Origin of the sequence: Catellatospora sp. KI3 (assembly GCF_029948125.1) — a bacterium.
In the GTDB taxonomy this organism is placed as follows: domain Bacteria; phylum Actinomycetota; class Actinomycetes; order Mycobacteriales; family Micromonosporaceae; genus Catellatospora.
Genome location: NZ_JASAMB010000013.1, coordinates 125765 through 146582, shown reverse-complemented (window position 1 = coordinate 146582; position 20818 = coordinate 125765). Strand labels below are relative to the sequence as shown.

Genomic DNA, 20818 nt, shown 5'->3' with positions numbered 1-20818 from the left:
CCGGCTGGACCCGACCCCCGGTGAGCTGCCGCCGATGAGGTGCTAGCCGTCGAGCGGTTTGCGCCATACCGAGACGTGGCTCTCGCTGTCGGAGGTGAACGGGGATCCGTCCCAGTCGGCCACCCGCTGCTCGAACTCCAGCCCGGCCAGCCGCGCCATCAGGTCGCACTCGGCGGGCCAGATGTAGCGGAAGTTGCTGTAGCCGTAGCTGGTCCTGCCGTCGGCGAACCGTCGGTAGTGGTGCGAGGTGCCCTGCTGGGTGACCATGTCGTAGGTGTCGAAGCCGACGTGGTGGTCGGCCACCTCGAACGGCACGGCCGCCTGGCCCGGCGGGAACCGCCGGATGCCGGGCACCCACAGCTCGATCACGAAGCGGCCGCCCGGTGCCAGGTGCCGGGCGGCGTTGCGGAAGCACTCGACCTGCTCGTCCTGGGTGCGCAGGTTGCCGATGCTGTTGTACACGACGTAGACCAGCGAGAAGCTGCCGGGCACGGTCGCGGTGGCCATGTCGCCGACGACGACCGGCAGGTCCGCCTCGGTCATCTTGCGCCGCACCCGGTCGGCCATCGGCTGCGACAGCTCGATGCCGGCGACGGGGACGCCGCGAGCGGCGAGCGGGACCGCCACGCGTCCGGTGCCGATCGCGAACTCCAGTGCGGGTCCGGACCCCGCCAACCGGGCGAGGAAGTCCACGGTGGGTCCGAGCACGTTCGGGTCGAACTTCTCGGCCGACAGGTCGTCGTAGTGCTCGGCGTCGTCCTCGGTCCACAGATCGCTACTCGTCATGCGTCCGAGCTTGGCCACCCTGCCCGGTGCCCGCCACCCAATTTGGAACGGTGCCCCGGCGGACCTTTACGTGTACACCGTATACGTATACGGTGTACACGTGCCGGACCGAACGAGTACCAAGCAGCGTGTCATCGAGGTCGCGACCCGGATCCTGGAGCAGGAGGGGGCCGAGGCGGTCAGCGTGCGCCGCATCGCCGCCGAGGTCGGCGTCACCCCGATGGCGCTGTACCGCCACTTCCCCAACCGGGAGGAGCTGCTGGCCCACGTCGCCACCGCCAGCTTCGCCCAGGCCGCGCGGCAGTGGGCGCTCATCGAACGACCCACCCTGGTCGAGGCGGCCGACGCCCTCATCGACTTCGCCCTGGCCCGACCGCGCCTGTACGAGTTCATGTTCACCGCCCGCCGCGAAGGCGCCCGGCAGTACCCGGAGGACTTCCGGGAAGGCCGCTCCCCCACCGGCGCCATCCTCGCCGCCGCGATCGAACGCGACATGGCGGCGGGCCGCCTCAGGAACGACGACGTGCACGAGGTCGCGCTGACGCTGAGCGCCCAACTGCACGGGCTCATCCAGCTGTACCACGGCGGCCGGATCAACCTGACCGAGCCGCAGTTCCGCGCGCTGTGCCACCGCTGCCTCGACCGCATCCGCGAAGGGATCGCCGGCTAGACATGAAGACACCCCTGATAGCCGTCGGCTGCGCAGCCGCCACGGCCGCCCTGCTGTACTTCGGCACCGGCCTGCACCCGGTCCCGCTGCTCACCTGGCTCGCCGCACTGCCCGTCCTGTGGGCCGCCCCTCGGCTGCCCTGGTGGGGCGCGCTGCTGGTGGCGCTGGTCGCCGGGGCGGCGGGCGCGACGAACCTGTGGTCGTACTTCATGCGCGACCTGGCCACACCGGTGCCGCTGGCCGCCGGGCTGGTCCTGCTCACCGGCGTCACCCTCGGGCTGTCCACCATGGCCTTCCGGGCGCTGGTGCTCGCCGAGCGCCCGGTGGCGGCGGCACTGGCGGTGCCCGCCGTCTGGGTCACCGTGGAGTGGCTGGTCTCGCTGGGGCTGCCGCACGGCGCGTGGTGGAGTCTGGCGTACACGCAGAGTTCCTGGAGCATCGTCCGCCAGGCGGCGGCGTTCGGCGGCGTCTGGGCCGTCTCGTTCCTGCTCCTGCTGACCCCGGCGGCGCTGGCCGCCGCCCGCCGGTCCACCGTCACGCTGCTCGCGGTGGTGCTGGTCACGGCCGCGGGCCTGGGCCTGGCCCGGCTGGCCACAGCGCCCGCGGGCCCGACGGTCCGGGTGGGGCTGCTCGCCGTCGGCCAGCCCGCTGATCCGGTACGCCTCGACTCGCCCTCCGGTCCACCACTGCTCGACGCCTACGTGACCGAGGCCCGGAACCTGGCCCGCCGGGGCGCCACGACGATCGTGCTGCCGGAGAACGTGCTCCGCCTGCCCGAGGAACGACTGGAGCAGCTCACCGGCCCGCTGTCCGAACTCGCCAGGTCCGAGCACGTGACCGTGGTCTTCGGCGCGAGCATCGGCAGCGCCAACACCGCCGTGGTCATCGAGCCCGACGGCCGCCTCCAGCGCTACGTCAAGCAGCATCTCGTCCCCGGTCTGGAGGACCACCTGACGCCCGGCCACGAGCGGGCGCTACTGGCCGCCGATCCCCGGATCGGGGTCCTGATCTGCAAGGACCTGGACTTCCCGAGCGCGGTCCGGCCCTACCGCGGCGACGGCGCGCGACTGCTCGCGGCGCCCGCCTGGGACTTCGTCCGCGACGGCTGGCTGCACAGCCGGATCGCGGCCATGCGCGGCGTCGAGAGCGGGCTGGCGATCGCCCGGACGGCACGGTCGGGGCGGCTCACGGTAAGCGACTCGCGCGGCACCGTGCTCGCCGAGGCGGACTACCGGCCGGACGGGGTCGCCTCGCTGGTGGTCGACGTCCCGCTGGCTCCGGTCTCCACTGTGTACGGCGGCATCGGCGACCTGTTCGCGTGGCTGTGCGCGGCCGCTGCCGCCCTGCTGGCCGCCCTGGCGGTCCGCACCGCCGGACGGCGCCCGGGACCACCGCTCGGATGAGGTGACGGTCCCGGGCGCCGGCCCGGGCGCCCAGGGGTGACCGGGCCGGCGGGTCTCATACCTGGGTGAGCCGCCACTGCTGGTTGGCGCCGGTGTGGCAGGCCCACTGGATGACCGCCGCGTTGTCGTCGGTCGAGGCGCCGTTCACGTCCAGGCACTTGCCGCTGTGCACGGCCTTGAGCTGGTACACCCCCGTGGTCGAGGTGGTCACCGCCTGCCACTTCATGTTGTTGTTGGTGGTGCAGGTGAGCTGCACCAGGGCCGCCCCGTCGGCGGTCGAGCCGCCCGACACGGCCAGGCACTTGCCGCTGTGCACCGCCTTGAGGTAGACGTAGCCGCCGCCCGCGTCGACAGCCTGCCAGCGCTGGTTGTTGCCGCCGGTGGCGGGCCACTGCACCACGGTCGCGTTGTCGGCCGTGGACACCCCGGTGACGTCGGCCAGCTTGCCGCTGTGCTGGGCCGTCATCGTGTACGTCTTGCCCGCGATCCCGGTCGGGTTGGTGCCCACCCCGGCTCCGGCGAAGGTGAACGAGTCGACGTCGAAGTTGTTGTCCACGCTCGACTTGAACACCATGTACAGCTTGTGCGTGCCCGACAGCGCCGCCACGTTCGCCGACGCCTGCTGGACGTAGGTGTCCCAGCCGCCGGTCGCCGCGATCGGGTTGGTCGCCAGCAGGGTGCCGGTCGGGGAGTCGGCACGCAGCTCGATGCTGCCGCCGCCGGTCGGCGAGGAGACCCGGTAGCTGACGCTGGTGATCCCCTGCACGCTCATCGGATCGAACATGATCCAGTCGTTGTTGCTGACGTCGCCGATGCGGTTGCCGCTCTCCGCACCGCCCTGGGCGACGACCCGGATGCCGGACTGGCCGGTGAAGTACTCCGCCTGCTTGTGCTTGGGCTGGAGCACCACGTTGGCGTAGCCGGTCAGCCGCGCCACCGACCCGTTGCCGTTGTCCTGGTAGCGGGAGTTGAGCAGGTAGAACAGGTTGGCCCCGTCCGGGTGGCCGCCGAGGTTGCCGGTGTCGATGGTGCCGGCGCAGCCGGGCAGGTCGGTGGTGGGGTGGGCGTGGTCGTCATGGCCGAGCGCCGGGTTGGTGAACACCTGCGTGCAGTTGATGGTGCCGTCCTGCGCGTCGGTGACGCTGACGGTGTAGGCGACGTTCTGCCCGAAGTCGAGCATGCCGCCGTTGGGCGGGGAGGTGATGGTGACGACCGGGGCGTTGTTGCCCACCGTGATCGGCACGTTGACGAACGAGGAGCGGCCGGTGTTGTCGGTGACGGTCAGCTTCGCGGTGTAGTTGCCGTTGGTGGTGTACGTGCGGGTCGGGTTCGCGGCGGTGGAGTCGGTGCTGCCGTTGCCGTCGAAGTCCCACGCGAACGAGATGGTGTCCCCGGCGTCCGGGTCGTAGGAGCCGGCGCTGGAGAACGCCACGTTCAGCGGGGTGAGCCCGTTGGTCGGGGTGCCGGTGGCCTTGGCGACCGGGGCCCGTCCGCCGTGCACGTAGTCGATGCGGTACAGCCCGGAGTCGTTGTTGCCGCCGCCGAACTCCGATCCCCATTCCAGCACGTACAGCGAGCCGTCGGGACCGAAGCGCATGGCCATCGGCTTGATGAAGCCGCCGCCCGGCAGGAACGGGTTGATCTTCACCAGGTTGCCCGAGGCGTCGAAGTGGATCTCCTTGAGGTAGTTGCGCGACCACTCGTAGAAGAAGTGCACTCCGTTGTAGTACGCCGGGAACTTCGTCGCCGAGGTGCTGGCCGCGTTGTACCGGTAGACCGGGCCGCCCATCGGCGCCGCGCCGCCCTCGCCCAGTTCCGGGAACGTCGGCGAGACGCCGTAGCCGTACCAGATCTGCGGCTGGACCAGCGGCGGCAGGGTGCGCAGGCCGGTGTTGTTCGGCGAGTCGTTGACCGGGGCGTTGCAGTTGAACTTCGCCCCCACCACGCCGGTGTCGGGGTTGTACGGCGCGTAGGCCTGGTTGTTGCCGTGGCAGAACGGCCAGCCGAAGTTGCCCGCCTGCTTGATCACGTTCAGCTCGACCAGGCCCTCCGGGCCCCGGTTGGTGGTCGGGCCGCCGCGGTCCGGTCCGTAGTCGGCCAGGTTCACCCAGCCGGTCTGCATGTCGACCTCGAACCGGAACGGGTTGCGGAAGCCCATCGCGTAGATCTCGGGCTTGGTCTGGGCGGTGCCCGGCGCGAACAGGTTGCCGCTGGGGATGGTGTAGGTGCCGCCGCTCTCCGGGTGGATCCGCAGCAGCTTGCCGCGCAGGTCGTTGGTGTTGCCGGCGCTGCGGGCCGCGTCCAGGAAGCTCTTGCCGGCCCGCCAGTCCAGCGGCGCGTAGCCCTGCCAGGCCGGATCGAGGTTGGGCGGCGAGTCGTCGCCGGTGGACAGGAACAGGTTGCCGTTGGGCCCGAACGCGACATAGCCGCCGGTGTGGCCGGGCTCGCTGAACGTGCGGTCGCGGTACGCGGGCACGCTCAGCAGGACCTTCTCGCTGGCCAGGTCCAGGGTGTCCCCGTTGACGGTGAACCGGGACAGCCGGTTGACGTCGGTGGTGCTGGCCAGCGGCGAGTAGTACAGGTAGATCCACTTGTTGGTGGCGAAGTTCGGGTCGAGCGCCATGCCGACCAGGCCGTCCTCGCCGCCGGTGTACACCGACAGCTGGGCCGCCTGCACCGTCTGCTGCTGGGCGGGCTTGAACACGTTGACCTTGCCGCCGCGCTGCACGTAGAAGACCCGGCCGTCGGCGGCGATGTCCAGCGCCATCGGGTCGACGGTGTTGGAGTCCAGGGTGACCTTCTCGAAGTTGCTCCACACCGTGCCGCCGCAGTCGCCGGGCAGGTTGCCGGCCGCGTACCGCACGCCGCCCAGGATGTGGTTGCGGAAGTTGGTCTCGCTGTAGGAGGCGTCGTCGTGGCCCATCGCGGTCGCCCAGACCTTGCCGCCCTCGGCCTGCCGGCACCAGGAGATCGGGTGGTCGGGGCCCATCGCCGCGCCGCCCGGGTTGTAGGTGCGCTCGTCGGCGGTCACCAGCACGTGCACCTGGCCGCGGGCGTTGACGTCGAAGTTGTACCACTCCTCGGTGCGCTGCCAGTTGTCCGGCAGGCCGGCGGTGGACGGGTGGGCCTTGTCGGCGACCCTGGCCCAGCCCTGCAGCGAGCCGGGTGAGTGCTCGGGCATGTGCGCCCCGCCGTTGATGGTGGCGTCCCACCACGGGAACGCCGACTCGATGCCCATGTCGGTGGCGTTGTGGATGGCGACGATGCCCTTGCCGCTGCGCAGGAAGTTCTGCGTGGCCGTGCGCTGCGCGTCGTTGTCGAAGACCATGCCGGAGGTCTGGAACATGACCAGCACGTCGAAGGTGTTGAGGTTGGCCGTGTTCAGCACGGTGGAGTCCTCGCTGAACACCACCTCGAAGTTGTTGGCCGCGGCGAGCTGGTTGAACATCGTGATGCCCGCGGCGATGGATCCGTGCCGGTAGCCGGCGGTCTCGCTGAACACCAGTGCCCGGAAGGCCGGTGCGGCCGAGGCGGTGCTGGTGGGCACCACGCTCACGGCCACTGCGGTGACCAGCGCCAGCAACGCGCCGAGGACAGGTTTGCGGCGGCTCATGCCGTCTCCTTAATGGTCCTGAAAGGACGGTCGGGGTCCGTCATGCGTCCGCCGCGACGCACGACCGTGCAGCGCTCCGATGCCGAAGCGGGCCTCGACATCGACGTGCGTCAGTTCTGAACGGGAGCGCGATGCCGAGCATGGCCCGATCGAGCGGGCGACGTCAACATTCTGTCGATGCCAGTTCCAAAAGAATCAACGAAAGTTTGTTGTGCGCCAGGCAAAACTACGGTCGGCACGGAGAAAAGACCGAGAACGCTCTACATCGCTCCTGGTAGATGCATCAATGCTGAACCGTGACCATTTCACGCTGGTTACGGGCTTGCTAGATCGAGCATCAACGTTTAACGTCCGACGCCAAGACTTCCGATCGGCGGAGCAAAAGTTCTTGCCACACCAGCGAAAGTTCGACGGCGCTCCGGCCCCAACCCGAACTGATCGAGGAGGTGCAGTGCAGCCAGACAGTGACAGCGACCGGCCGCTGCTGCGGATGCGCGGGGTCGGCAAGGCGTTCTTCGGGGTACGGGTGCTCGACGGCGTCGACCTCGACCTGCACCCCGGCCAGGTGCACGCACTGGTCGGCGAGAACGGCGCCGGCAAGTCCACCCTCATGAAGATCGCCAGCGGGGTGTACCAGCCCGACGCCGGCACCCTGGAGCTGTCCGGGCAGCCGGTGACGCTGCCGGACCCGCGCGCCGCGCAGACCGCCGGGATCGGCATCATCCACCAGGAGTTCAACCTGCTGCCCGAGCGCACCGTCGCGGAGAACGTCCACCTGGGCCGCGAGCCGCTGCGCCGCGGGCTGGTGGACCGCCGGGCCATGCAGGACCGCACCGCCGAGCTGCTGGCCGGCGTCGGCGAGACCGCGATCGAGCCGCAGGCGAAGGTCGGCCGGCTGAGCGTGGCGCAGCAGCAGGTCGTCGAGATCGTCAAGGCGCTGGCGCTGGACGCGCGGGTGCTCATCATGGACGAGCCCACCGCCTCGCTGGCCGAGCACGAGGTCGAGCTGCTCTACCGGCTGGTCCGCCGCCTGCAGCAGCGCGGCATCGGCATCCTCTACGTCTCGCACCGGCTCACCGAGGTCTTCGACCTGTCCAGCCGGATCACGGTGCTCAAGGACGGCCGCCGGGTGACCACCCTCGACACCGCCCAGGCCACCCCGGACATCCTGGTCCGGCACATGGTCGGGCGCGAACTGTCGCACTACTTCCCCGAGCGCGCCGCCCCCGGCCGCGCTGGCGCGGCGCGGCTGACGCTGACCGCCGCCGGCAACGACCGGCTGCGCCCGGTCGACCTCGAACTGCGCGCCGGCGAGGTCCTCGGCGTCGGCGGGCTGCAGGGCTCCGGCCGGTCCGCCCTGGCCCGGGCCGTGTTCGGCATAGACGGGTTCCGCACCGGGCAGCTGCTGCTCGACGGGGTGCCGGCGCGGGTGCGCTCGCCCCGGCAGGCGGTGCGGGCCGGCATCGCCTACGTCACCGAGGACCGCAAGGGCGAGGGCCTGGCACTCAGCCAGTCGGTGCTCGACAACGCCCTGCTGGCCCAGCGCGCCGTGCGGCCCCGCTGGTACGGCCGCACGGCTCGTACCACCACCGTGCGCGAGCTGCTCGACGCCGTCGAGGTGCACGCCGCGGGCACCGGTCAGGAGATCCGCTACCTGTCCGGCGGCAACCAGCAGAAGGTGATCCTGGCCCGCTGGCTGGCGATGAACCCGCGGGTGCTGCTGTTCGACGAACCCACCCGCGGCATCGACGTCGGCGCGAAGGCCGCGATCCACGACCTGATCCGCAGGCTCGCCGACGACGGCGCCGCGGTTCTGATGATCTCTTCGGAGCTGCCGGAGCTGATCGGGATGAGCGACCGCATCGTCGTGATGCGCGACGGCGCGATCGCCGGCGAACTGCCCGCCGGGGCGAGCGAGGAGGCCGTGATGAGCCTGGCCACCGGGGCCACCACCAGCACGGAGGCGCCCGCATGAGCACGGATTCCGTCCGCACCCGGCTTCGGCTGCCCCACCTGGACGCCACCAACGGCGTATGGCCCGCGCTGGCGGTGGCCCTGATCGTCGGCGGCGTCCTGGTCACCCTCGACGGCAGCTCGCCGTTCAGCGAGTCCAGCACCATCAGCCTGCTGCAGCGGGCCGCGGGGCTGGGCATCGTCGCGGTCGGGCAGACCATCGCGATCCTGGCCGGCTCCCTCGACCTGTCCGTGGCGTACGTGATCAGCCTGACCTCGCTGGTCGCCGCCGAGACGATGGCGGGCGCCGACGGCATGGTGCTGCCCGCGATCCTGCTCGTGCTGGCCGTGTCCGCCGGGATCGGGCTGGTCAACGGACTGCTGATCACCAAGCTGCGGATCAACGCGTTCATCGCCACGCTCGGCGTCGGCCTGCTCATCAAGGGCTACCTGGAGCAGGGGTACGCCGGACCGGCCGGCAGCGTGCCCGTCTCGTTCCAGCACCTGGGCTACGACCGCCTCGGTCCCGTGCCGCTGTCGTTCCTGCTGTTCGCCGCGGTCGCCGCCGCGGCCTGGTTCACGCTGCGCAGCACCCGCTACGGCCACCACCTCATCGCGACCGGCGGCGGGCTCGACGTGGCCCGGCTGTCCGGGGTGCGCACCGACCGGGTGCTGATCCGCACCCACGTCATCTGCTCGCTGTGTGCCGGGATCGCCGGGCTCTACCTGGCCAGCCGGCTGGGCGCGGGTGCGCCCCGGGTCGGCGCGGAGGGCGGCTACGACCTGGAGTCGATCGCCGCCGTCGTGCTCGGCGGCACCGTGCTCGCCGGAGGGCGGGGCGGGGTCACCGGCACCGTCGGCGGGGTGCTGCTGCTGGCCGTCATCGACGGCGTGTTCAACCAGCTCGAAGTCGACTCCTTCTTCAAGCAGATGGTGCGTGGCGTCGTCATCGTCGCCGCCGTCGCGGTGTACGCGCTGCGCCTGCGCCGCACCTCCGACCGGCGCAAGGCGGTTACCGCATGAGCACCGAACTGGCCCCGCCCACCGCCCCGGCCGTCGCCCCGGGGCTGGGCCGCGGCGGGCGAAGCGGCTGGGGTGCGGGCAGCATCCGGCCCGTGCTGATCATCCTGGTGCTGCTGCTGATCGCGGTAGGCGTCCGCCAGCCCGACTTCTACGACCCGCCGGTGCTGCTGGCCTTCCTCAAGCGCGCCGCGCCGCTGATCATCCTGGCCGCCGGGCAGTACTTCGTCATCGTCGCGGGCGACTTCGACCTGTCGGTCGGCTCCCTGGTCACCGCCGAGGTCGTGATCGCCGCCCGGCTCATCGACGGCGACCCGGCCGCGACCTGGCCCGTCATCGCGCTGCTGCTCGCCTTCGGCCTGCTCGTCGGCCTCGTCAACGGCACCGTCACCACGCTGCTGCAGGTGCCCTCGTTCATCACCACGCTCGGCATGTACCTGGTCCTCGTCGGCGCGGTCTACACCTGGACCGGCGGCTCACCGCGCGGGGCGCTGTCGGAGGAGTTCCGGATGCTCGGCCGCCGCGGCATCGACGGCGTACCCGTGCTGGGACAGCTCCCGTACGCGGTGCTGGTGCTGGCCGGCGTCGCGGTCCTGGCCGTGCTGGCGATGCGGTCGGACTTCGGCAAGGTGCTGCTCGCCGTCGGCGACAACCCGAGGGCGGCCCGGGTCACCGGGGCCCGCACCGCCCGGGTGCGCACCATCGCTTTCCTGGCCAGCGGCCTGTGCGCGGCCGTAGCGGCGATCCTGCTCGGCGGCTTCGGCGGGGTGTCCTTCCAGGTCGGGCAGGGCCTGGAGTTCACCGCGATCACGGCGGTGGTGCTCGGCGGGGTGGTCCTCGGCGGCGGGCGCGGCTCGGTCGCCGGGGCCATGCTCGGGGCGCTCACCCTGCAGACCCTGCTCACGCTGCTCAACCTGCTCGGCGTCGCCGGCGCGCTCAGCTCCGCCGTGCAGGGCCTGATCATCCTCGTCGCCGTCGCCGTCGGCACGCTGCGCCGCCGCGCCTGAACGCCCCACCGCACCGCCTGACTGAACTGACACCGAAAGGAACGCCCATGAGGAGAAGCACACCCGTCCTGCTGGCCGTGTGCACCGCCGTGGCGGTGGGCCTGGCCGCCTGCACCAGCGACGTGCCCGGCGCCTCGCCCAGCGCCGGGCCCACCGGGGCCGGCACCGGCGAGACGTCGAAGTTCTTCGTCCAGGCCGACCACGACAACGAGCTGGCGCTGCGTACCAAGACCGCCACCGGGCCCGCGGACAAGCCGTGGGAGCAGGCCCTCGAGCCGACGACCGTGGACACCGCCAAGTACAAGAAGGCAGGCCCGTACCACCTGTGCTTCTCCAACGCGGGGGTGGGCAACCCGTGGCGGCAGGTCGGTTTCAAGAACATGCAGGCCGAGGTGAAGCTGCACCCGGAGATCAAGACGTTCACCGTCACCGACGCGGAGAGCAAGGACGACAAGCAGATCTCCGACATCACCGACCTGCTCGGCAAGGGCTGCGACGCGCTGATCGTCTCCCCGAACACGACCGCGACCCTGACCCCGGCCGTCGAGCAGGCCTGCGCGAAGATCCCGGTCATCGTGTTCGACCGCGGCGTCAACACCAAGTGCCCGGTCACCTTCATCAACCCCATCGGCGGGTACGCGTTCGGCGCGACCGGTGCGGAGTTCCTCGCCGACAAGGTCAAGCCGAAGGGCAAGATCCTGGCGCTGCGCATCCTGCCCGGCGTCGACGTGCTCGAAGCCCGCTGGGGCGCGGCGAAGGTCGTCTTCGACAAGTCCGACCTGGACGTGGTCGGCGTCGAGTTCACCGACGGTGACGCGGCCAAGACCAAGACCATCGTCACGAACTACCTGCAGCGCTTCGGCGACATCGACGGCATCTGGATGGACGCGGGTGCCACCTCCGTCGCGGCCGCCGAGGCGTTCGAGGACGCGGGCAAGCCGTTCCCGGCCATCGTCGGGGAGGACCAGCAGGACTTCCTCAAGATGTGGCAGGACAAGAAGCTCACCGCGATCGCCCCGACCTACCCCACCTACCAGTGGCGCACCCCGGTCATCGCCGCCTTGCGGATCCTCAACGGTGAGGCCGTGGCGAGCCCCTGGAAGCTGCCCCAGCCGACCATCACCCAGGACAACCTGAGCCAGTACGTGCAGGCCGACATGCCGCCGCTGCACTACGCCATGTGCGGCTGCGCCACCCTGCCCGGCTACCCCGGGGACTGGGGCGGCAAGTAACCCCTCGTACCGACACGGCGGCCGCCTCCCTGCGGGGCGGCCGCCTTTCTCGCCTGCGAAAGAGGTGCACCGTGTTCGCCATCGGCGCCAACCCGTGGATCTGGACGTCACCCGTCGACGACCGCGCCCTGCGTGAGCTCCTCCCCCGGATCGCGGCCTGGGGCTTCGACGCCGTGGAGATCCCCGTCGAGAATCCGGGCGACTGGTCCCCCGGCCCGGTCCGCGACCTGCTCGCCGAGCACGGGCTGGCCGCAGCGGCCGTGCTCGCGGTCACCCCGCCCGGCCGGGACCTGGTCTGCACCGACGCCGCGACGGTACGCGGCTCGCAGGACTACCTGCGCCACCTGGTCGACGCGGCCGCCGTCCTCGGCGCGCCCAGCGTGTGCGGGCCGGTGTACGCCGCCGTGGGGCGGCTCTGGCGCATGTCGCCCGACGAGCGGTCGGACTGCTACCGGCAGCTGCGCTCGGCGCTGGAGCCGGTCGCGGAGTACGCCGGCGAGCGGGGCGTCGCGATCGGGATCGAGGCGCTGAACCGGTACGAGACCTCGGTCGTCAACACCATGGCACAGACGTTGGAGGCGATCGACGGCCTGCCCGGCCACATCGGGATCATGCTCGACAGCTACCACATGAACATCGAGGAGTCCGATCCGTACGCCGCGGTCGCCCTCGCCGGGCCGCGGATCGTCCACGTCCAGGTGTCCGGCAGCGACCGGGGCGCGCCCGGCAGCGACCACCTCGACTGGCCGCGCTGGCTGGGTGCGCTGGCCGCGACCGGCTACCGCGGCCCGATCTGCATCGAGTCCTTCACCGGCGAGAACGAGGCCATCGCGGTGGCCGCCGCCATCTGGCGCCCTCTGGCCCCCACCCAGGACGCTCTGGCCACCGCGGGCCTCGCCTACCTGCGCCAGGTGACCGCCGCGCTCCATCCCTGACGGTCCGCAGGCGCCGGGCCTGCCGCGGCTGCCCTACGATGGGTCCGCTGATCCCGTGATGAAGGACCGGTCCCGCTCATGGACACCGCGCCGCCCGCCCGCCTACCCACCCTCGACGACGTGGCCGAGCGGGCGGGAGTGTCGCGTTCGGTGGCGTCCCGGGCGATCAACAATGTCGGCAATGTCAGCGCCCCGAAGCGGGCGGCGGTGCAGCGCGCGGTGCGGGAGTTGGGCTACGTCCCGAATCCGTCCGCCCGGGCGCTGGCCACCAACCGGGTCGGCGCCGTGGTCCTGGCGGTCGCCACCGACGTGCCGGGCATCTTCGCCGACGCCTTCTTCGCCCAGGTCATCTACGGCATCAGCGTCGCGCTGGAGCCCACCGACTTCACGTTGACCCTGGTGCTGGCCGGGCGGCCCGAGGGCCGGGACAAGCTGCGGCAGATCGTGCGGTCCCGCCGCGCCGACGGCATCATGCTGATGAACCTGCACGGCGATGATCCACTGGTCGGGCTCGCCGAGCAGACGACGGTGCCGGTCGTGTTCGGCGGGCGGCCGCTACGCGGCGAACCCCGCTGGTACGTCGACACCGACAACCGGGGCGGGGCACGGCTGGCCACCGAGCATCTCGTCGAGGCAGGCTACCGGCGGATCGCCACCATCACCGGGCCGCTCAGCCTCGAAGTCGCCGAGGCGCGCTACCGCGGCTTCCGGGACGCGATGGCGGTCGCGCAGCTGCCGGCCGAGCGGGTCGAGCACGCCGACTTCAGCGAGGCAGGTGGCGCGGCGGCGATGACCCGGCTGCTGCAGGCGCATCCGGACCTCGACGCCGTGTTCGCCGCGTCGGACAACATGGCCGCCGGTGCGCTGCGGATCCTGCGCGCCCACGGCCGCGCGGTCCCCGGCGACGTCGGCGTCGTCGGCTTCGACGATCTGCAGACGGCGCAGCACACCGATCCTCAGCTCACCACCGTCCATCAGCCCATCGGAGCGCTCGGCGCGGAGATGACCCGCATGCTGCTGTCCATTCTGGACGGCGCGCAGCCGACGCCGCTCATCCTGCCGAACCGCCTGGTCGTCCGCGGCTCGACGCGCCCGGCCGCCCACGGCTGAACGGCACAGGGTGGACGTGATCCGGACGAAGACTGGTAGCGCTTCCAGTCTGAAAGCTACCGGAGTACCGCCGTCGCACAAGTGCCAAGTTGTGTCGCGATACACATAGCTGCTCTTGACAGTGTTTTAATCCATGCACATCATTGCGATGACGCCGCAGGATCGCCGGAAGCCACTGGAACCCCTTCCAGTAGCCGTTCACCCGCCCGGCCGCCCGCCGCCCCGGTCCGCAGTCCCGTCGATGGCGCACCGCTTGCCCGCGGTCGCCTCCAGAGATGGAGCAGGCAATGAGACTCCTCACCCGCACCCTCGTGGCCGCCGCGCTGGCGCTCGCCGCCGTCAGCGCCTCGGTCCACGCCCCGTCCCCCGCCTACGCCGCGATCGGCGGCAGCTTCACCGACAACTTCGACTCGTTCAACACCGGCCGCTGGCACAAGGCGGACGGCTGGAGCAACGGCAGCATGTTCAACGTCGGCTGGCGCGCCGACCACGTCTGGACCAGCGGCGGCGTCACGGGCATCAACCTGGACACCGCGACGTGCCCAGGCGGCTGCTCCGGCAAGCCCTACGCCTCCGGGGAGTTCCGGACCAACGACCTGTACTCCTACGGCCGGTTCGAGGTACGGATGAAGGCGGTCAAGCGCTCCGGCACGGTGACCTCGTTCTTCACCTACACCGGGCCGAGCGACAACCAGCCCTGGGACGAGATCGACATCGAGATCCTCGGCAAGAACACCACCCAGATGCAGACCAACTACTTCACCAACGGCGTGGGCGGACACGAGAAGGTCATCAACCTCGGATTCGACGCCGCCGCCGGATACCACAACTACGCCTTCGAGTGGTGGAACCAGGGCACGATCAACTGGTTCGTGGACGGCCGACTGGTCCACCAGGAGACCGGGTCGCGCGGTCCGCTGCCCACCCGTCCCCAGCGCATCATGGCGAACCTGTGGCCGGGCATCGGCGTCGACGGCTGGCTCGGCCCGTTCAGCTACCCGGGCACACCGCTGACCGCCCGCTACGACTCGGTCACCTACACGAAGTACTGACGCCGCCACCGGCGAGGATTGACAGGCGAAGCTTTTTTTCACAAGATCGATCACCATGAAGCTTTTCTCATCCGCAGGTCGCGCCCGCCGGGCGGCAGCCGTGCTGGCGACGGTCACCGTCGCCGGCACCCTGCTCGTCGCGGCACCGGCCGCGGCCGCGGTCCACAGCGCGTCGGCCACCATCGGCGGCTACCCGGTGTGGGCCCACTTCACCAACCCGACCGCAGGGCGGGACTACACGATCATCAACGAGCTGCAGCGGCTCATCGACCGCGCCCCGGCCGGGTCCACCATCAAAGGCACGATCCACTCCCTCAGCATCGACTCGGTGGCCGACGCGCTGCTGCGGGCGCAGACCCGAGGGGTGACGGTCATGGTCGTCATCGACGGCAAGAACGCGCCCTCGACCGACCCGGCCGTCACCACGATCAAGAAGCTCGCCAACCACAGGTTCTGCACCAACGCCAGCGGCGGCAACGGGTGCATCAGCACCAGCGCCGACGGCGACATGCACACCAAGATGTTCACCTTCACCGCCACCGTCGATCCGGCCGGTGTCGCGCGCAGCAGCGTCTCCTGGTTCGGGTCGGCCAACCTCACCTACGCCACCGGCACCGACGCCTTCAACAACACCATCACCGTGTACGGCGACGCCGCGCTGATGAACGGCCTGAACGCCAACTTCTCCGACCTGTGGAACCGCCGCCACTACTCCGGCGACGACTACTACGACAGCGCCTCCGGCCGCGGCTACTACCAGGCGACCGCCGCCGACGCGTACGCCTCGCCCGAGGGCGAGGGCCAGACCGACACGATCGCGACCCGGCTGAACGACCTGACCCCGAACAGCAACTGCCGGCTGCGCGTCGGCATGGCCTCGGTCACCAGCGGCCGCCCCAAGGTCGTCGACGTCGTGAAGGCGTACCGGGCGGGCGGCTGCGCCGTCTGGATGGCCGTCGGGACCGACTCCGCAGGCGGTGTCGCGATGACCCAGTCGGTCTACAACGACCTGCTCACCGCCGGGGTCAACATCCGGCGCAAGGACGACATCCACAACAAGTTCTTCCTCGCGTACGGCAGCTACGGCGGCACCTACCAGTACCGCGTCTACACCGGCTCGCAGAACTGGACCCAGGACGCGCTCAACGAGAACGACGAGATCTTCGTCAAGATGGGCCCGGAGACCGGCAGCGTCCACCCGCTCTACGACGCGTACTACACGCACTTCAACGAGGCGTACAACACCGGCGTGACCTGTACGAAGAGCAACTACCCCTGCCGCTGAGGCACGCCGCCGCCGGGTGGTCGCCCGGCGGCGGTGCTCCGGTCCGCTACAGGTGGATTCTGGCTTCGGCGAGCTGCCAGGCCTGCGCGTCACCGCTGGCCGTGTACGCGACCACCGACGTGTGCGCGCGGACCAGGCCGCGCAGCTCGTCCAGCCCGCCGGTCACCGCCCCGAGCGCCCGCGCCTGGACCAGCGTGTTGCCCAGCGCGGTGGCCTCCACCGGCCCGGCCAGCACCGGCAGCCCGCAGGCGTCCGCGGTGAGCTGGCACAGCAGCGCGTTGCGCGCCCCGCCCCCGACGACGTGCACGACCTCGACGTCCTGCCCGGACAGCGCGCGCGCCTGGCGCACCGCCCGGGCGTGCGCGAGCGCCAGGCTGTCCAGGATGCACCGGGTCACGGCGGCGGGCGACCCGGGCACCGGCTGGCCCGTACGCCGGCAGGCCTCCCGGATCCGCGCGGGCATGTCGCCCGGCGGCAGGAACACCGGGTCGTCCGGGTCGATCACGGCGGCGAGCGCGGGCTCGCCCGCCGCCGCCCGCAGGAGCGCGTCGAGGTCCGTCGCGGTCCCCGCCGCGTCCCAGGTGCGCACCGACTCCTGCAGGAGCCACAGGCCCATGACGTTGCGCAGGTAGCGGACGGTCCCGTCGACGCCGGTCTCATTGGTGAAGTTCGCGGCCCGGCTGGCCTCGCTGAGCACCGGTGCCCGCAGTTCGACCCCGACCAGCGACCAGGTTCCGCAGGACACGTACGCGAACCGCGGCGTCGCCGCCGGGACGGCCGCCACCGCCGACGCGGTGTCGTGCGAGCCCACCGCGATCACCGGCACCGCGCTGGACAGCCCCGTCTCCTCGGCCACCGCGGGCAGCAGCCGCCCGATCTCCTCGCCCGGCTGCCGCAGCCGCCCCAGCAGCGCCGGGTCCAGCCCCAGCGCGGCCAGCAGCTCCCTGGACCAGGTACGCGAGGTCGCGTCCAGCAGTCCCGTCGTGGACGCGTTGGTGATCTCCGCGCCGCCGTTGCCGGTCAGCCAGTAGGCCAGCAGGTCCGGCAGCAGCAGGACCCGCCGCGCCTGCGCGAACGCCGGGGTGTCCCGGGCCGCCACGAGCTGGTAGACCGTGTTGAACGGCAGGTTCTGCAGCCCGGTGGTGCGGTAGAGGTGCTGGGCGCCGACCTGGGCGTGGACTGCCTCCATCACCCCGGCGGTGCGGCGGTCCCGGTAGCTGACCGGGTTGCCGATCAGGGCTCCGGTGCCGTCGAGCAGCCCGTAGTCGACGGCCCACGAGTCGATGCCGATCCCGTCCAGTCCGTCGGCCGTGCGGGCAGCCGCGGTGAGCCCGTCGAGGACGCCCTGGTAGAGGGCCAGGGCGTCCCAGTGCAGGGTCGCGCCGAGGCGGACGGGCCGGTTGGTGAAGCGGTGGACCTCGGTGAGGTCGAGCCGGTCCGGGCCGACCTGGGCGAGGATGACCCGGCCGCTGGAGGCGCCGAGGTCGGCCGCGGCGACGGTTACGGTGGCCATGGCTCAGCGCAGGAATGCGGCGGCGACGCCGGCGTCGACGGGTACGTGCAGGCCGGTGGTGTGCGAGAGGTCACCGGCGACGAGGGCGAACACGGCGTTGGCCACATGCTCTGGCAGCACTTCGCGTTTGAGCAGCGTCCGCTGGGCGTAGAAGGCGCCGAGTTCGGACTCGGGTACGCCGTAGACGGCGGCCCGCTGCGCGCCCCAGCCCCCGGCGAAGATCCCGGAGCCGCGGACGACCCCGTCGGGGTTGACGCCGTTGACCCGGATGCGGTGCTCGCCGAGTTCGGCCGCGAGCAGCCGCACCTGGTGGGCCTGGTCTGCCTTCGCCGCGCTGTAGGCGATGTTGTTGGGCCCGGCGAAGACGGAGTTCTTGCTGGAGATGTAGACGATGTCGCCGCCCATGCCCTGGTCGATCATGGTACGGACGGCTTCGCGGGCGACCAGGAACGACCCCTTGGCCATCACGTCGTGCTGCAGGTCCCAGTCCGCCTCCGTGGTCTCCAGCAGCGGTTTGGAGATCGACAGCCCGGCGTTGTTGACGACGAGGTCGACGCCGCCGAAGGCCAGCGCGCACGCGTCGACCATCGCGGTGACGGCGTGCGCGTCGGTGACGTCGGCGCCCACGCCCACCGCGACGTCCGTACCGCCGATCTCGGCGGCGACGCGGTGCGCGGCGTCCGCATCGCGGTCGGCGACGACGACGCAGGCGCCCTGCGCGGCCAGCCGGTGCGCGATGGCGCGGCCGATGCCGGAGCCGCCGCCGGTGACCAGCGCGATCCGGGCGGCCAGCGGTGCGGGTTTGGGCAGCCGGGCGAGTTTGGCCTCCTCCAGCGCCCAGTACTCGATGCGGAACTTCTCCGACTCGTCGATGGGCTGGTAGGTGGAGACGGCTTCGGCGCCGCGCATCACGTTGATCGCGTTGACGTAGAACTCGCCCGCGACGCGGGCGGTCTGCTTGGTGGCGCCGAACGAGAACATGCCCACGCCCGGGACCAGCACGATGGCGGGGTCGGCGCCGCGCATCGGCGGCGAGTCGGGTGCGGCGTGGCGGGCGTAGTAGCGCGCGTACTCCTGGCGGTAGTCGGCGTGCAGCTCCGTGAGGCGCGCGGTCGTCTCTTCCAGCGACGCCGTGGGCGCCAGGTCGAGGACCAGGGGCTTCACCTTGGTACGCAGGAAGTGGTCCGGACACGACGTGCCCAGGCCCGCCAGCCGGGGGTGGCCCTCGCGGGACAGGAAGTCGAGCACGACGTCGCTGCCGTTGAAGTGTCCGACCTGCGGCCGGTCGGTGCTGACCAGGCCCCTGACGACGGGCGCGAGGGCGGCCGCGCGTGCCAGCCGCTCCTGCTCGGGCAGCGGCTCATAGCCGGGCACGATGGCGCCGAACGGCTCCGGCTTGCCCCGTTCGTCGAGGAACGCCTGCGCTCGGGTGATGATCTCCAGCGTGTTCGCTTCGCACTCGTCGCTGGTGGCACCCCAGGCGGTGATGCCGTGCCCGCCGAGGATCACGCCGATGGCCTGCGGGTTGTCCCGGTGCAGCTGGGCGATGTCGAGGCCGAGCTGGAAGCCGGGGCGCCGCCACGGCGTCCACAGCACCCGGTCGCCGAAGCACTCCTGGGTCAGCGCCTGGCCGTCGGCGGCGGCGGCGAACGCGATCCCGGCGTCGGGGTGCAGGTGGTCGACGTGCGCGGCGTCGACGAGGCTGTGCATCGCGGTGTCGATCGACGGTGCCGCGCCGCCGCGCCCGTGCAGGCAGTAGTCGAACGCGGCGACCATCTCGTCCTCGCGCTCGACGCCCGGGTAGACGTCGGCCAGCGCCCGTACCCGGTCCAGGCGCAGCACGGCGAGCCCGGCCGGGGTGAGCGTGCCCAGGTCACCGCCGGAGCCCTTGACCCAGAGCAGGTCGACGTCGGTGCCGGTGACCGGGTCGCGGTCGGTGCCCTTGGCGGAGGTGTTGCCGCCCGCGTAGTTGGTGTTGCGGGGGTCGGCGCCGAGCCGGTTGGAGCGGGCGACGAGTTCGGCGGGCGTGCTGTCGTACGGCATCGGTCAGGCTCCCCATCCGGCCTGCTGGCCGCCCACGCGCTCGGTCTCGATCCGCTGCTGGTAGCCGCTGCGGTGGTAGGCGGCGATCGGGTCGGGGTCCAGGCCCGCCTCGGCCCGCATCTCGGCCAGCAGCGGGCGTACGTCGGTGGCGTAGGCGTCCATGAGCACCGCGTGCGCGGCCAGCACGTCGCCGCCGGACTGCGCGGCGGCGAGCGCGTCGGCGTCCACGAGCAGCGCCTTGGCGGTGGCCTCCTGGACGTTGAGGACCGAGCGGATCAGCGCGGGCACCTTGGCTTCCAGGTTGTGGCACTGGTCGAGCATGAACGCGACGTTCGCCTCGGGCGCGATGGCGTCGGCCCGCACCAGCTCGTGCATGATCCGGAACAGCTGGAACGGGTCGGCCGCGCCGACCATCAGGTCGTCGTCGGCGTAGTTGCGGCTGTTGAAGTGGAAGCCGCCCAGCTTGCCGAAGCGGCGCAGCACGGTGACCAGGAACTCGATGTTGGTGCCCGGGGCGTGGTGGCCGGTGTCGACCAGCACCTGCGCCCGGTCGCCCAGGGCGACGCAGTGCGCGTAGGAGGTGCCCCAGTCGGGCAGGTCCATGCTGTAGAAGTGCGGTTCGAACAGCTTGTACTCCACCAGCATCCGCTGATCGGGGCCGAGGCGGTCGTAGGTCTGCGACAGCGCGTCGGCCAGGCGGTCCTGGCGGGCGGCGATGGAGTCCTGGCCAGCGTAGTTGGTGCCGTCGGCGAACCACAGCGACAGGATCGACGAGCCGGTGGCGTCCATGATGTCGACGCATTCGAGCAGGTGGTCGAGGGCCTTGCGGCGGACCCGGGGGTCGGGGTGGCAGACGCTGCCCAGCTTGTAGTCGTTGTCCTGGAACACGTTCGGGTTGATCGCGCCGATGGCGATGCCCTGGTCGGCGGCGAAGCGGGCCAGGTCGGCGAAGTCGTCCACCCGGTCCCACGGGATGTGCAACGCCACGCTTGGCGCGGCGCCGGTCAGCCGGTGCACCACCGCCGCGTCGGCGATCTTCTCGTACGCGTCGCGGGGCACCCCCTGCTGGGCGAACACCTTGAACCGGGTGCCCGAGTTGCCGTACGCCCAGGACGGCGTCTCGATCGGCATGGCCCGCAGGGCCGCTTTGACGGCAGCGTGGTCGTTCATCATCGTCTCCTGTGCTACGCCGAACG

15 protein-coding genes are annotated in these 20818 nt (G+C 71.3%); 10 read left to right on the top strand and 5 right to left on the bottom strand.

Translation table 11 applies throughout. From position 1 onward, the window contains the following. Positions 1–42: 42 nt before the first annotated feature. Positions 43–786 carry a class I SAM-dependent methyltransferase gene (locus tag QEZ54_RS21370; protein ID WP_281306455.1) on the bottom strand — a complete coding sequence of 248 codons (744 nt, stop codon included), beginning with the start codon at positions 784–786 and terminating at the stop codon, positions 43–45. 100 nt (positions 787–886) lie between these two features. On the opposite strand from QEZ54_RS21370, the gene QEZ54_RS21365 reads away from it, so the two are divergent. Further along, positions 887–1456 (top strand): TetR/AcrR family transcriptional regulator, encoded by a 570-nt coding sequence (locus tag QEZ54_RS21365; protein ID WP_281306454.1) that lies wholly within the window; start codon positions 887–889, stop codon positions 1454–1456. 2 nt (positions 1457–1458) lie between these two features. Further along, complete coding sequence (locus QEZ54_RS21360) at positions 1459–2859, top strand: nitrilase-related carbon-nitrogen hydrolase (RefSeq protein WP_281306453.1); 1401 nt, start codon at positions 1459–1461, stop codon at positions 2857–2859. Positions 2860–2914: 55 nt separating this feature from the next. Here QEZ54_RS21360 and QEZ54_RS21355 read toward each other — a convergent pair whose 3' ends face one another. Further along, the gene (locus tag QEZ54_RS21355) at positions 2915–6472 is read right to left on the bottom strand and encodes a ThuA domain-containing protein (protein ID WP_281306452.1); all 3558 of its coding nucleotides are present in this window, start codon (positions 6470–6472) and stop codon (positions 2915–2917) included. A gap of 451 nt (positions 6473–6923) precedes the next feature. On the opposite strand from QEZ54_RS21355, the gene QEZ54_RS21350 reads away from it, so the two are divergent. The 8 genes from QEZ54_RS21350 to QEZ54_RS21315 all read left to right on the top strand — a co-directional run bounded on the left by QEZ54_RS21350 (position 6924) and on the right by QEZ54_RS21315 (position 16066). Beyond that, positions 6924–8447: a sugar ABC transporter ATP-binding protein gene (locus tag QEZ54_RS21350; protein WP_281306451.1), complete on the top strand. Its 1524-nt coding sequence runs from the start codon at positions 6924–6926 to the stop codon at positions 8445–8447. Further along, positions 8444–9448, top strand: a complete 1005-nt coding sequence (locus QEZ54_RS21345) for an ABC transporter permease (protein WP_281306450.1) — start codon at positions 8444–8446, stop codon at positions 9446–9448. The genes QEZ54_RS21350 and QEZ54_RS21345 overlap by 4 nt, the downstream gene beginning before the upstream one ends. Beyond that, a complete protein-coding gene (locus QEZ54_RS21340) occupies positions 9445–10452 on the top strand; it encodes an ABC transporter permease (RefSeq protein WP_281306449.1) in 1008 nt (335 codons plus the stop codon). The genes QEZ54_RS21345 and QEZ54_RS21340 overlap by 4 nt, the downstream gene beginning before the upstream one ends. A gap of 47 nt (positions 10453–10499) precedes the next feature. Beyond that, positions 10500–11684 (top strand): ABC transporter substrate-binding protein, encoded by a 1185-nt coding sequence (locus QEZ54_RS21335; RefSeq protein WP_281306448.1) that lies wholly within the window; start codon positions 10500–10502, stop codon positions 11682–11684. Between the two features lie 71 nt (positions 11685–11755). Then, a complete protein-coding gene (locus QEZ54_RS21330) occupies positions 11756–12619 on the top strand; it encodes a sugar phosphate isomerase/epimerase family protein (protein ID WP_281306447.1) in 864 nt (287 codons plus the stop codon). Between the two features lie 78 nt (positions 12620–12697). Further along, entirely contained in the window at positions 12698–13729 is a 1032-nt protein-coding gene (locus QEZ54_RS21325; RefSeq protein WP_281306446.1) for a LacI family DNA-binding transcriptional regulator, read from the top strand. A 287-nt stretch (positions 13730–14016) separates the two neighbouring features. Further along, complete coding sequence (locus QEZ54_RS21320; RefSeq protein ID WP_281306445.1) at positions 14017–14781, top strand: glycoside hydrolase family 16 protein; 765 nt, start codon at positions 14017–14019, stop codon at positions 14779–14781. 55 nt (positions 14782–14836) lie between these two features. After that, positions 14837–16066 (top strand): phospholipase D-like domain-containing protein, encoded by a 1230-nt coding sequence (locus QEZ54_RS21315; protein WP_281306444.1) that lies wholly within the window; start codon positions 14837–14839, stop codon positions 16064–16066. A gap of 46 nt (positions 16067–16112) precedes the next feature. On the opposite strand, the gene QEZ54_RS21310 is transcribed toward QEZ54_RS21315, so the two are convergent. The 3 genes from QEZ54_RS21310 to rhaI are packed head-to-tail and all read right to left on the bottom strand — an operon-like array spanning position 16113 to position 20792. Continuing rightward, positions 16113–17579: a rhamnulokinase family protein gene (locus QEZ54_RS21310; protein ID WP_281306443.1), complete on the bottom strand. Its 1467-nt coding sequence runs from the start codon at positions 17577–17579 to the stop codon at positions 16113–16115. Positions 17580–17582: 3 nt separating this feature from the next. Beyond that, the gene (locus QEZ54_RS21305; RefSeq protein WP_281306442.1) at positions 17583–19622 is read right to left on the bottom strand and encodes a bifunctional aldolase/short-chain dehydrogenase; all 2040 of its coding nucleotides are present in this window, start codon (positions 19620–19622) and stop codon (positions 17583–17585) included. 3 nt (positions 19623–19625) lie between these two features. Further along, positions 19626–20792: an L-rhamnose isomerase gene (gene rhaI / locus QEZ54_RS21300; RefSeq protein ID WP_281306441.1), complete on the bottom strand. Its 1167-nt coding sequence runs from the start codon at positions 20790–20792 to the stop codon at positions 19626–19628. Positions 20793–20818: the final 26 nt, after the last annotated feature.